General features: G+C 74.1%; 9 protein-coding genes. 4 read left to right on the plus strand and 5 right to left on the minus strand.

What is annotated here, in order from left to right; all coding sequences use genetic code 11:
• Window positions 1-10 precede the first annotated feature (10 nt).
• From WMF11_RS17585 to WMF11_RS17605, 5 genes are all read right to left on the minus strand, one after another.
• On the minus strand, window positions 11-1,936 hold the full coding sequence (locus WMF11_RS17585) for a hypothetical protein (RefSeq protein WP_437978252.1): 1,926 nt from the start codon (window positions 1,934-1,936) through the stop codon (window positions 11-13).
• A gap of 77 nt (window positions 1,937-2,013) precedes the next feature.
• On the minus strand, window positions 2,014-3,963 hold the full coding sequence (locus WMF11_RS17590) for a molybdopterin-dependent oxidoreductase (RefSeq protein ID WP_437978253.1): 1,950 nt from the start codon (window positions 3,961-3,963) through the stop codon (window positions 2,014-2,016).
• A 111-nt stretch (window positions 3,964-4,074) separates the two neighbouring features.
• A complete protein-coding gene (locus tag WMF11_RS17595; protein ID WP_437978254.1) occupies window positions 4,075-5,013 on the minus strand; it encodes a hypothetical protein in 939 nt (312 codons plus the stop codon).
• 202 nt (window positions 5,014-5,215) lie between these two features.
• On the minus strand, window positions 5,216-6,268 hold the full coding sequence (locus WMF11_RS17600) for an RluA family pseudouridine synthase (RefSeq protein ID WP_437978255.1): 1,053 nt from the start codon (window positions 6,266-6,268) through the stop codon (window positions 5,216-5,218).
• Between the two features lie 87 nt (window positions 6,269-6,355).
• Window positions 6,356-7,543, minus strand: coding sequence for a vWA domain-containing protein (locus WMF11_RS17605; protein ID WP_437978256.1), 1,188 nt, complete (start codon window positions 7,541-7,543; stop codon window positions 6,356-6,358).
• 228 nt (window positions 7,544-7,771) lie between these two features.
• Between WMF11_RS17605 and glgA the strand changes: the two genes are divergently transcribed.
• The 4 genes from glgA to WMF11_RS17625 all read left to right on the plus strand — a co-directional run bounded on the left by glgA (window position 7,772) and on the right by WMF11_RS17625 (window position 12,302).
• Complete coding sequence (gene glgA / locus WMF11_RS17610; RefSeq protein WP_437553074.1) at window positions 7,772-9,226, plus strand: glycogen synthase GlgA; 1,455 nt, start codon at window positions 7,772-7,774, stop codon at window positions 9,224-9,226.
• 166 nt (window positions 9,227-9,392) lie between these two features.
• Complete coding sequence (locus WMF11_RS17615) at window positions 9,393-10,397, plus strand: hypothetical protein (RefSeq protein WP_437978257.1); 1,005 nt, start codon at window positions 9,393-9,395, stop codon at window positions 10,395-10,397.
• Complete coding sequence (locus tag WMF11_RS17620; protein WP_437978258.1) at window positions 10,390-10,851, plus strand: FixH family protein; 462 nt, start codon at window positions 10,390-10,392, stop codon at window positions 10,849-10,851. The genes WMF11_RS17615 and WMF11_RS17620 overlap by 8 nt, the downstream gene beginning before the upstream one ends.
• A 35-nt stretch (window positions 10,852-10,886) precedes the next feature.
• Window positions 10,887-12,302, plus strand: a complete 1,416-nt coding sequence (locus WMF11_RS17625) for a WD40/YVTN/BNR-like repeat-containing protein (RefSeq protein ID WP_437978259.1) — start codon at window positions 10,887-10,889, stop codon at window positions 12,300-12,302.
• The last annotated feature ends 208 nt before the right edge of the window (window positions 12,303-12,510 follow it).

Consider the following 12,510-nt stretch of genomic DNA (forward strand, 5'->3'; position numbering starts at 1 on the left):
GCCGCGGCGCTCACGCCGCCCCGGCGTCCCGCGGGCGCACCCCGGCGCGCTCCGCGAGCGCCTCGGCCTCGGCGAGCGCCTCCCTCTCCGCGAGGGCCTCGGCCCCGGCGAGCTCGTCCGCGTCGCCTTGCTCCCTCAGGCGCTCGAACGCCGCGAGCGCCGCCGGCGCGACCGCCGAGAGCCAGCGCCGGCTCGCGGCGTCGAGCCGGAGCTCCTCGCGGAGCCGCTCCACCTCGCCAGCGCCCGCGGCGCCCGGGCTCGCCGCCGCGCGGCACACGTCGGCGAGCAGCTCGTCGCGCGCGTTCAGCGGCAGGTCCGCGTCTCGCTCGGTGAGGCGCGCAGCCCCGGCGATGTCGCCCTCCCGCGCCCGCAGCGCGAGCGCCACCCGCATCCTGGCCCTCTCCAGGAACGGGTACGACGCGTACCGCTCCGCGAGCAGCGCCATCTCGGCGCGCGCGTCGGCGCGCCGGTCCATCGCCGCGAACAGGAACGCGCGCTCGGCCAGGAGCGCAGGCAACAGGATGTCCGCCGCCGTCGCGCGCGCCGCCTCGGTGCCAAGCCGCGCGAGCCCCGCCTCGCACGCCGCGAGCGCCGCGGAGAGCTCTCCCTGTCGCTCCGAAAGCTCGGCGAGCGCGAGGTGCGCCTGCGCCGCGGCCGCGGGCACCTTGCTTCGCGTGAGGGCCTCGAGCTCACCCTTCCCCCGCTGCTCCTCGCCCTTCGCGACGGCGATCTGGGCGGCCATGAAGCGCTGCGAGAGCTTGCGCGCGCGCGCCATGTTCACGAGCACGGCCCCGACGAGCATCACGATGAAGAAGATCGGCAACGCCACGACGATCGAGAGCGGTCGGACGATCAGCCTCGCTGGCAAACGCTCGACCCCAGGCGCCACCGGCGGTTGATCGGGGCTCAAGAACTGCCACACCCCCAGGAACAGCATCACCAGGGCCACCCACAGGAGCACCGTGCGGCGCGCCGCCTTCGTCGCCGGCTGGCGGTTGCTCCCGGCGCGCCCCTCCGCCGCGGCGCGCGTGGAGGCGTCGGCGCGGTCCACCTCCGCGCGCGACAGCTCCTCCACACCGCCCGCCGCCAGCGCGGGGGCGCGCATGAACGGCGCCGCGTCGGGCGAGATGCGCGCCGCCCAGTCCGCCGCCGAGAGCTCGCCTCCCGCCTCCGGCTCCCGCTTCGCGCCGGTGCGGTAGACCGAGCTCGCCTTCGCCTTCAGCATGCGCTGGTAGGCGCGGACGAGGGCGCGCTCGCGCGGGCGCGTGTGCTCGACGAGGAGGCCCCGCTCGCGGAGCAGGTGCGCCCGCAGCGCCTCCCTGTCGCCCGAGCGCTCCAGGAGCACCGCGGCCGCGAGCTCCGCGCGGGCGCGCACCTCGGGCGACGCCAGGGCGCTCGTCCGCACGAACTCGATGTCCGCCGCGGCGCCGTCGCGATCGCTCGTCGAGGCGCGGAGCAGGGCCCTCAGCGAGCGCGCCGCGGCGATCGTCGCGTGCTCCAGGTGAAAGGAGAGCGGGTCGGTGCGGCGGGTCACCGCGGCGTCGGCGCGGGCGAGCGCGCCCGCGAGATCGCCGCGCTGCATGGCGGCGAGCGCGCGCTGGACGTCGATGACGCGCAGGACGTAGCGCGAGCGGCACGTCGCCTCCGCGTAGTCGAGCAGCTGGGCGGCGTCCTCGCGCTGGCCGGAAGCCGCGAGGTTGTACGCCTTGTTGACGACCTGCACGGCGACGCCGATCGATCGGGCGCGTAGCCCGATCGCGATCAGGAGCGCGCCGGCCATCCCGAAGGGCACTCCGGCCGCGACGCTGCCGAGCCCCGTCACGCTCACTCCCGCGCCCACCAGCGCCATCGACGCGCCGATCGCGATCTGCCGGTTCGCGAGGCGGCGCGCCGCGTGCGGTGTGATACCGAACCGTGCAGGCAGCTCTCTCGCCATCGCGCGAGCGTAAGAGACCGCCGGCCGCGCGGGCCAGGGGATCTCGCGTGCGCCGCGTCCGCCGCGCGGGCCGCGCGCTAGGGCAGGGGCGCCGGCGGGTCGATCGGCTCGACGCGCACCCGCTCCTCGTAGAGCGCGCCGCCCTCGCCGATGTCGGTGGTGCGCGCGGTGATCAGCGCGTTGGCGCAGCGGCCGTCCCGGAGGTGACCTCCCTTCGGGAGGAGCGCGACGTCGCGGCGCTGGGCAGGATCGTGGCGGAGCAGCGCCGTCATGGCGCCGACGCGCGACGTGATCCGGCAGGCGCCGCCGTCGGGCACGCCGCCGGCCGCGTCCGGGTGGACCGTGACGACGGCCGGACCGCGCTGGGGTCGCGCCCACTGCGACGACTGGGACTTCTCGGTGGAGAGCGCCATGAGCAGCAGCGGGAATTCGCTCGCGTCGGGATCCACGCGCTCCTCGGGCGCCTCGGTGATGAGGTTGACCCGGCCGCTCGGGGTCGGGAACTTGCGGTCCTCGAACAGCACCTTCGGCGCCAGCGGGTTGCGCACCGGCCCGCGCTCCAGCGTCTCGAGCGTCACGCCGAGCGGCGCGAGCCTGGGCTCGGTGACCCGCCGCTTCCAGTCGCGGGCGCTGCCGTCGAGCGCGCCGCCGAGGCCCACGCGCCGCGCGAGCGCCTGCATGATCTCGAGATCGCTCTTCACCCCGGCCGGGGGCGGGACCACGGGCGTGGCGACGGCGAGGTAATGGTGGCCGTAGGCGCCGACCACGTCGTCCGCCTCGAGGAGCGTCGTCGTGGGCAGCACGAGGTGGGCGACCCGCGCCGTGTCCGTGAGGAAGGAGTCGACCACGACGACGAACTCACGCGTCCGGAGCGCCTCCGCGACCGTGTCGGACTCGGGCAGCATGGCGACCGGGTTGCCGGCGGTCACCCAGACGGCGCGGATCGGCGGGTCGCTCATCCCGAGCACCTCGCGCCCGAGCAGGGGCTCGCACACGGTGCGGGGCGCCGGGCGCTCGCCCTCGAACGGCGAGAGGTCGAACGCGCGGCGCCGCTTGAAATAGAACGAGACGCCGCCGCCCGGGATGCCGAGGTTCCCGCTCACCGCCCCCAGCGCGTCGAGGGCGCGCACGATCGCACCGCCCGTGGTGCGCCGGCCCATGCCCCAGCCCACGAGGATCGCCGTGGGCCTCTCGGCGAGGCGGCGCGCGAGGTCCAGGGCCGCGCGCTCGGGCACGTCGGCCTCGCGGCACCACGCGGCGACCGAGCTCCGGCGCGCAAGCGCGCGGAAGGCGTCGAGGTGATCGCAGTAGTCCGCGGCGCGCGGGTCGGTCCACCCCTCGTCGAAGAGCACGCGGGCGACGGCCATCGCGAGCGCGAAGTCGCCGCCGGGGCGCGGCTGGTAGAACGCCCCGCAGAGCGACGCCGTCCTGTGGTGCACAGGATCGATGAGCACGAGCTCCGCGCCGCGCGCCTTCGCCTCGCGCAGCACCGGGAGCGTGTGAGGGCTCGAGGTGAAGACGTTCTTGCCCCAGAGGAGGATGTGCCGGGCGCTCCGGAGATCGGCGAGATCATGGCTGTCCTCCTCGCCGAAATCGGTGAGCTGCGCGGCGTCGCCCGCGCCGGAGCAGATGTCGCCGCGCTTGACCGTGACCGGCCCGAACCGCGCGAAGAACGCGTCGGCGATGCCCGTGAGCATCCCGAGCGAGCCGCCGCTCCGGTAATGGAAGATCGCGGCCGGGCCCGACTCGCGCCGGATCGTGAGGAGCTGCTCGGCCGCGGTGTCGAGCGCTTCCTCCCAGGAGACGGGCGTGAGCTCGCCGCCCTTGCGGAGCAGCGGCGTCGTCAGCCGCTCGGGCGAGTACTGGGTCTCGAGGAAGCGCGACGTGCGGTAGCAGAGGAAGCCCCGCGTGATCGGGTGGTCCGGGTCGCCGCCGAGGCGCACGACGCGGCCGTCCTCCACGGTGGCCACGATGCTGCAGGCGTCGGGGCAGTCGCGGTTACAGGTCGTCTTGCGGAGCTCCTGCATGGCGGCAGCGTAGATCGGGCCCGCGGTGCGGTACACCCGCCCCGCCCCCCGGAAGTCCGTCCGGACCTGGCCGGGCTTCCACGCCGCGCCGGGGCGGCCCCGCGCGCCGGATCAATCGGCCGCGAGCCGCTCGGGCGCGTACTCCCGCGAGTCGTCGCCCGAGACCTCCTGAGCGATCGCCCGCAGCTGCTCGTAGCGCTCGCGCAGGAGCGACCACAGCCGATCGCGGATGTCCCTCGAGTCGAGCCGCTCGGGCGGGCGGGTGTTGCTGAGCAGCCACTTCGCTGTGCTGTTCAGCTGGGTCAGCTCCTCCCTGGTGATCGGGATGCGGCTCTGCACGTGGCTCCACCGGTCCAGGATGAGGTTGGTGATGGTGGCCGTCGCGCTCGCGGGATCGCCGGCGACGAGCGCGCGCCGGACGATGCCGAAGGTCTCCGGGACGATGCTGCGCGGGAAGTACACCTCGGCCGTGGCGAGCGTCGGGCGCAGCACCCCGTAGAGCACATCGAGCTTCTCGACGATCTCGGGCGGCGGCGCGCTCTCGGGCTGCATGCGCGTCACCGCGTAGTCGAGCGCCATCGCGAGCTCCGGCAAGCTGCGGATCGCGTCGAAGCGGGACTTCGGCAGCCGGCGCCGGTGGCGCGCCGGATCGCGCGTGACGGACTGCACGGCGCGCCGGACGATCGCGAGCACCCCGCTCGCGTCGCCGCGAAAGGCCTGCACGTTGGCCGCGGGCAGGTCGCTCGCCGGCATCGCGTACCGCTCGTAGCGCTCCCGATCCAGGCTCTCGTCGCCCCGGGCCCGCGGGTCGGCCTGCAGCGGCGCGGCGCCGGCCGATGAGGCCGCTGCGGCCCGCTCCGGGCCTGCCTGCCGCGGTTCTCCGGCGCCGGCAGGCTCTCCTGGAGAGGGCGCCGCCGCGTCCTGCCTCGTCTCTCCCGGACCAGGCACCGGCCCGGATGTCGTGCTCTGGGCGGTGCTCTCGGCCTCGAGCGGTGTGGACCGGAGCGCTGGATCCCGCAGCGCCTCGAGGTCGTCTCGCGCACGCGTCATCTCGGCCATCGTACGTAAGTCGGTACTTCGGCACAAGATCCGCAGGCGCTCGAGCGCGCTCGCGCGGGGCTCCGGTTGCAGCGTCCATGGCGCGCCGCAGGCGCCGCCTCGCCCACCGGTGTCATCGCGTCCCGCAAGCGTCACCCCGCACACACACGAGCGGAGGGGTGGCCCGCGCTGGATCCTCCGCCTTCCGCGTGGATCACGCGTCGAGCGCGTCCCAGAAGGTGCGCAGATCGTCCGAGAGCGGCGCCTCGATGCGCACGCGTTCGCCTGTCATCGGGTGCGTGAGCTCCAGGAGCCCGGCGTGGAGGGCGTGACGGTCGAGCTCGAGCGCGCGGCGGTCGTCGTCGGTGAGCTCGCCGTCGGCGCCGCGCGCGAACATGCCCTCGTCCGGGCCGTAGAGCTTGTCGCCGACGAGCGGCAGGCCGCTCGCCGCGAGGTGGACCCGGATCTGGTGCTGGCGGCCGGTCTCGAGCGTGCAGCGGATGAGCGCGTAGCGCCGGCCGGTGAGGGGATCGGCGCGGCGGCCCAGCACCTCGCACGCGGTGGCCGACGCGAGGCCGCGGCCCGGCGGCGCGACCCGCATCTTGACCTTGTAGCGGCTCGCGTCGTCGAGCTCGAGCGGCAGCTCGACCCGGAACGTATCGTGCTCGGGCCAGCCCCAGGCGATCGCGGCGTAGCGCTTGACGACGCCGGTGCGCTCCTCGAACTGCGCCTTCACGGTCCGGTCGGCCTCGGGCGTGCGGCAGAGCAGCAGCACGCCGCTCGTCTCCCGGTCGAGCCGGTGGGCCAGGAACAGCCGCTCGTCGGGGCGCGCGGCCTCCATCATCTTGATCACGGTGCTCTTGTGGTACCGCGCCGTGGGGTGCACCGGCAGGCCCGCCGGCTTGTTGATGGCGAGCAGCGCGTCGTCCTCGTGGAGGACCGGGATCGGGGTGTCGGGCGCCTGCTCGTCCCACGGCTCGCGCCAGAGGAGGATGCACTGCTCCGGCCGGACGCGATCGCTGCCGCGCAGGCGCCGCGCCTCGGGCGAGTAGGCGCCGCGGGCGACGATCTCGGCGGCGCGCGTGCGGCTCGTCCGCTTGAGCTGGGTCTGTACGAACCGGTCGAGCCGCATGCCTGCCGACTCAGGCGGCACGCGCAGCACGGTGACGACCGACCCCTCCGGCACCTCCGCGGGGCGCACCACCGGCGTGCCGCGGCCGAAGGGGCCGCTCGTGCCGGCGAGCTCTCGCGCGCTGATCCTGGTCATGGGCCGAGCCGGCCTTGGCCTTTAGCAAAAGCGCCGGCCCGCGGCGCGGAAAAGGGGCGGCGCGCGCCGGCGCGCTGCTCCCTGGGTTCACTGGGGGACGAGGATCTCGCAGGGGAAGTCGAACGAGATCTCCTGCGCGCCCTTGAGCTGCTCGCAGGCGTCGCCGACGAGGGTGAGCCGGGTGGCGCTCTCCATCGTCCAGCCGTTCTGCGCGTCGTAGGGCACGGGCGCGCCGTCGAGGAGCACCTGGCCGAGCGACGCGTTGCGGAGGTCGACCTCGATCGAGCCCTGGAGGTCGAAGGTGCAGCTCTTGACGCCGGCGATGGCCGCGTCGAGCTCGTCCTCCAGGGAGGACGCGTCGGTGGGGTCCGGCGTGTAGTAGGTGGCGGTGCCGCCGGCGTCGGCGTAAGTGCCCGCGCCGGCGAAGCAATCCTCGTTCGTGCCGCTCCGGGGCCGCTGGACGGGCTGGCCCGCGCCGGCGTTCGCGACGTCCTGCAGGTGCTGCGCGAGCGCGCCCGACCCGAGGCCGAACACGAACGTGCCGATGCCCTGCTCGTAGGCGTCCTGCACCGCGCCGACGACGTCGTCGCGCGCGCACACGGCCAGCACGTCGTCGCAGCGATCGGGCTCGCCGTCGGTGACGAACAGGATGTACCTGGGGCCGGGCTCCGGGAACGCGAGGAGCTCCGGGACGACCGTCTCGTTGAACGTCATGGCGGTGGGCGTCTCGAGCTTGCCGGGCGGCACCGTGGAGGCCTCTTCGTAGGCGGCCGAGATGGCGGCGTGGTGGTTGAGGGCGATGCCGTCGGCCCTCGCGAGCAGCGGGCACTGCATGTTCTCGATCCCGGTGAACGTCACGAAGCCGAAGCGCACCCTGTCCTGCAGCCTGTCGACGACGTTGAGCACGGCGGTCTTGAGCGGATCCCAGAAGCCGCTGCCGTACATGCTGCCCGAGCGATCGACGACGATCATCACGGTCGGCGTCTGCGGCTCGAACGTGATGTCGAGCTGCTGGCAGGCGCCGCCGCCGCCGCCGTCCGTGCCGCTCGAGCCGTGCGAGCCGGCGAAGTCGAGCCCCGCGCCGCCTTCGCCGAAGCCCGAACCGGTGCCGGGGTCGGCGCCGCCGCTGCCGCCGCTGCCGCCATTGCCGCCGATGCCGCCGGAGCCCTGGGACGAACCGCCGCCGTCGTTCGTGGCGCCGCAGCTCACGGCGACGCCGGTGGCGAGGAGGGCGAGGACCAAGGAAAGCCTGGGAAAGGTAAGCGTACTGCTCATGGAGAAACGATACACAGGGCAGGACGGCCCGTCTCCGCCATGTAGGGCCCTGGAATCCGCCATGTAGGGCCCTGGAAGGGGGTGTGGCGCGGATGGAAAGTTGCTCCAAAACGGCGCGCGCGGCGCTGCCTCTGCGGCGACACCCGGGCGCTGGCCAGCGTTCAGCGCAGCTGTGGGTTCGGAAGCCGCGCTGTACGCACCCCGGTTCGTGCTACACACGGCGCCCGCATGGACATCCTCTTCGCTGCGTCCGAGATCGCGCCCATCGTCAAGGTCGGCGGCCTGGCCGACGTCGTTTCGTCGCTCTCGAAGGCGCTCCGGCTGCTCGGGCACAAGGTGACGATCGCGCTGCCGCGCTACCAGGCGCTCGACTCGAGCGGGCTGATGATGGCGCGCCGCCTCACCCCGATGCCGCTCGAGGTCGACGCGAAGGTGTCGCCGGGCGGGCCGATCCAGGTGACGCTCTTCGACGGGCGGCTCAGCACGGGCGTGGAGCTCGTCGTCCTCGACGTACCAGGCTTCCACGATCGGCCCGGCATCTACGGCGAGGAGGGGCGCGACTACGAGGACAACGCGCGCCGGTTCTCCCTGTTCTCCCGCGCCGTCGTGGAGCTCGTCCGCCAGCGCGCCCGGTCGGGCGCGCCGTTCGATATCGTCCACGCCCACGACTGGCCCACGGCCATGGTGCCGTACCTGCTCCGCCACCAGCAGTCCGCGCCTGGCCGGACCGTGCTGACCCTCCACAACGCCGCGCACCAGGGCCTCTTCCCGAAGGACGCGCTCCCGTACCTCGGCCTCGACGACGACCACTTCCGGCCCGAGCGGCTCGAGTTCTACGGCCAGCTCAATTTCCTCAAGGGCGGCATCCTGGCCGCGGACGCGCTCACCACCGTCTCGACCACCTACGCGAACGAGATCCTCACGCCGAAGCAAGGCGAGCGCCTCGACGGCGTGCTCCGCACCCGGGCGAACCAGCTGTCCGGCATCGTCAACGGCATCGACTACGCCGTCTGGAACCCGATGACCGATCCGGCCATCATCGCCCGCTACGACGCGGAGGACGTGAGCAACAAGGGCCGCTGCAAGAGCGCGCTCCTCCAGGAGCTCGGGCTCGAGATCCGGCCGGATCGCCCGCTCCTCGTGTCCATCGGCAGGGTGGTCGCGCAGAAGGGCAGCGACCTGCTCGCGAACGCCATGCCGAAGATCCTGAAGGGCGACGTCAGCGTCGTCGTGGCCGGCGAGGGCGACGCCGAGCTCATGGAGAAGCTCTCCGCCGCCGCGGCCAAGGCGCCCGAGCGGGCGAAGTTCCTCGGCGGGGTGAGCGAGGCCGTCGTGCACCGGCTCATGGCCGCGGCCGACCTCGTGGTCGTGCCGTCGCGCTTCGAGCCGTGCGGCCTCGTGCAGCTGTACGCGCAACGCTACGGCGCTGCCCCGGTGGCGTGCAGGACCGGAGGCCTCGTCGACACGATCGTCGACATCGACGCCGCCCTGGAGACCGGCACGGGGTTCCTGTTCGACAAGCCGACGGCCACGTCGCTGCTCGGCGGCGTGCAGCGCGCCCTCGCGGCCCTCACGTCGCCCCGCTGGCCCGCGGTCCAGCGCCGCATCATGCGCCTCGACCTCGGCTGGGATCGCCCCGCGCGCCGCTACGTCCAGGTCTACCGCCAGGCCCTCGCCAGCTGAGCGCCGCGCCGTCGCCGAGCCCCGCGCGCGGTCGCGAGGCGCTGCGCGCGGAACGGAAACGGCTCGGGACACCGCCTGAAGGTGCGGCCCGACCGAGATCAGGCGCCCTCCGCGCGACAACGTGTCGCATTGGCGCGGGGCAGGAGCCTCGCCTATAGGAGCGGCCGTGCTGGCCAGAGCCGTCGCCGCTGTGGTGCTCCTGCTGTCGGTCGCGGCGCACCCGAGGGCCGCGCGCGCGTCGGCCTGCTGCGGTGCGGGCCACGGCATGGCCCAGTGGCTCGCTCCCTCGGAGCGCGCCGCGGCGAGCTTCTCCGTCCGGATCTCCGAGCAGCTCGGGGCGTGGGCGGTGGACGGAGGCTTCGACGCGTCCGGCGAGGGCGTCTACCACCGCGAGCTGAGGGCCGAGGCCGGGTGGCTGGTGCGGGCCGGGGATCACCTTCAGCTCGCCGTCTCCGTTCCTATGATGGTCACCTGGAGCGGGGTGGGGCTCGGCGCCACGTCGTCCGGCGGCGGGCAGGGTGACCTGGGCGCGGCGGCCAGGATCGACCTTATCGACGGCGCGGCGTCGCCGTGGATCCCGTCCGCCGCGTTCACGCTCGGCGTGACGCTCCCGACCGGGCGCGGCCCGAGCACCGCGACGGCGCCGTTCGACGCCGGCGTGAGCGGCGCGAGCGGCGCCCGCGCGATGGGCGTCGACAGCGTCGACATCACCGGCGCCGACACGACCGGCCTCGGGGTGGCCGAGATCCGGCCGGGGATGGTCTTCGAGAAGTCGTGGGGCTCGTTCCACGCGCTGCTCTCCGCCTCGACCAGCGTCCGCACCAGCTACCGTCTCCCCGACGGCGACGCGGCGCGGTCCGCGCCCCGCCTGCAGATCCTCGCCGCGGCGGGGCCCTCGTGGCCCTCCGGCGCCTCGCTCACCGTGGGCGCGCTCCACGAGCGCGAGGGCGAGCCGCGCGAGGATGAGCCTGGCCCGGGCCCGCGCGATCCCATGGGAAAGGAGCGCGTGCGGACCGCGCTGCTCGCCGTGCTGGCCCACGACGTCGGCGCGCGCTGGACCGCCGTCGGCAACCTCCAGGTGGACGTGCCGATCTCCGGGATCGGCCGCAACGAGGGCGCGTTCGCCGCCCTGTCCGCAGGCCTCCGCTACGTGTGGGGAAGACGTGATTGAACCTCGTGAACAGCCTTCGCCGAAGTCACCTCCCAGGCGCCGCTGGGCGCGCGCCCGCGCCGCCTTCATCGCGGCGCTCGCCGTCCTCTCGCCGGCGGGCTGCGGATCCGGGGACGTGGCGCCGGACGACGGCCACCGGCTGGACGTCGGTGCGAACGGGCGCATCGAGTTCGCGGTGGAGTCGACCGAGCCGATCAAGCGAGGCTTCAACACCTTCCACGTGCGGCTCACCTGGACCGACTCGCGGGACCCGGCGCAGCGGATGAAGCTCCGCTGCTACGCCAGCATGACGAGCATGGGGCACGGGTCCGTGCACGAGGGCACGGAGATCGAGCCCGGCCTGTACGAGGTCGCCGACGTGCCCTTCGGGATGGGGGGGCTCTGGGACGTGCAATGCCGGGCCCTGACCTCGTCGCTCATCGACGAGGCGGCATTCGAGTTCGACGTCCACTAGGCTCACCCCTCGTGCGAGTCCCTACAGAACGCTCCGTGCGAGCCCTCCCAGCGCTGACGCGTCACTCCCGCAGCGGGTCAGGCGCGCGGCGGCGTGGCCCCCTCTCGTCCTGCGCGGCGCCGCTGCTCTCGGTCGCGGCGCTGCTCTCGGTCGCGGCGCTCGCCGCGCCGGCCTCGGCCAACGGCCGCTTCCCGGCCGCAGGCTTGATCGCGTCGCACCCGAGCGACCCGTCGCGCCTCATGGTCCGCGCGACCTACGGCCTGCTCGCCACGCACGACGGCGGCGAGCGCTGGCGCTGGATCTGCGAGCCGGTCGTCGGCTTCGGCGGGAACGAGGATCCGATGCTCGCCTTCCTCGCCGACGGGACGATCATCGCCGGGGTCTTCGAGGGCCTCAGTGCGTCGAAGAACGGCGGCTGCGACTGGTCGTTCGCTCAGGGCGATCTGATGAACCGCTACGTCATCGACCTCTCGGCCGATCGTGAGGACCCTTCCCGTGCCGTGCTCGTCGTCAGCATGGGGCTCGGGGCGGGCCAGTTCTTGACCCAGCTCTGGGAGACGAGCGACAACGCGGACAGCTGGACGAAGGCCAGCGTCGATCTGCCCGGGGACTTCCTCGCCCACACGGTCGACGCTGCGCCCTCCGACCGCGCGCGCGTCTACGTGAGCGGCCGCTACGGCGCGCCCGACTACGCCGGGGCCCTCCAGCGCACCGACGATCGCGGCGCGACCTGGGAGCGGCTCGACATCCCGGGGAGCGACGACATGCGCCTGCCGTTCCTGGGCGCGATCGATCCCGTCGACCCCGACATCGTCTACGTGCGGCTCGACGGCGATCCGACCGACGCGCTGCTCGTCTCGAAGGACGGAGGGCGCAGCTTCACCACCGCCTTCGAGAGCGCCGGCGACCTCCTCGGGTTCGCGCTCTCGCCGGACGGCGCGACCGTGATCGTGGGCGGGCCCCAGGACGGAATCTGGCGCGCGCCGGCCGCGTCGCTCGAGTTCGAGAAGATCTCGGACGTCGGCGCGCGGTGCTTGACCTGGACCGCCGCGGCGCTCTTCGCCTGCGGCGACGAGTTCGCCGACGGCTTCACGGTGGGCCGATCGATCGACGACGGCGAGAGCTTCTCCGCGCTGCTGCACCTCGACGGGCTCTGCGGGCCGATCGAGTGCGCGCCGGAGAGCGGGGCGACCTCGACCTGCGCTCCGCTGTGGGGTGCGACGGCGCTCACCATCGGCTCGCAGCAGTGCGACGGCGGCGCCGCAGCGGCCGGCAGCGGCGGCGGGGGATCCGAGCCGCCACAAGAGGAGGCCTCGGACGGGTGCGGGTGCAAGATCGGCGCGGCAGGCGCGGCGCGGGGCGAGGACGCCGCGCCGTCCGCCGGCGGCGCGGTCTGGCTCGCGCTCGCGGCGGGCCTCGCGAGCGCGCGGCGGCGCCGGCGCGCACGCTAGCGCGGCGACACGCGCGAGCGCGCCGGCGGCAGGGAGCACGGGCGCCACGGCACACGAGCGAGCGCGACGGCACAGGCGCGCAGACGAGCGCAACATAACCGCTTATGGAAGAGCGCTCGCATGGCGCAGGCAGAAGGGTACGGACGGAGAGGGCGGACCGACTCGGCGCCGTCCGCGGGAGAGCCGGACGGGCGAGCCGCCGCCGGTT

The sequence above is a fragment of the Sorangium sp. So ce295 genome, assembly GCF_051527405.1.
GTDB classification, from domain to species: Bacteria; Myxococcota_A; Polyangia; order Polyangiales; family Polyangiaceae; genus Sorangium; species Sorangium cellulosum_B.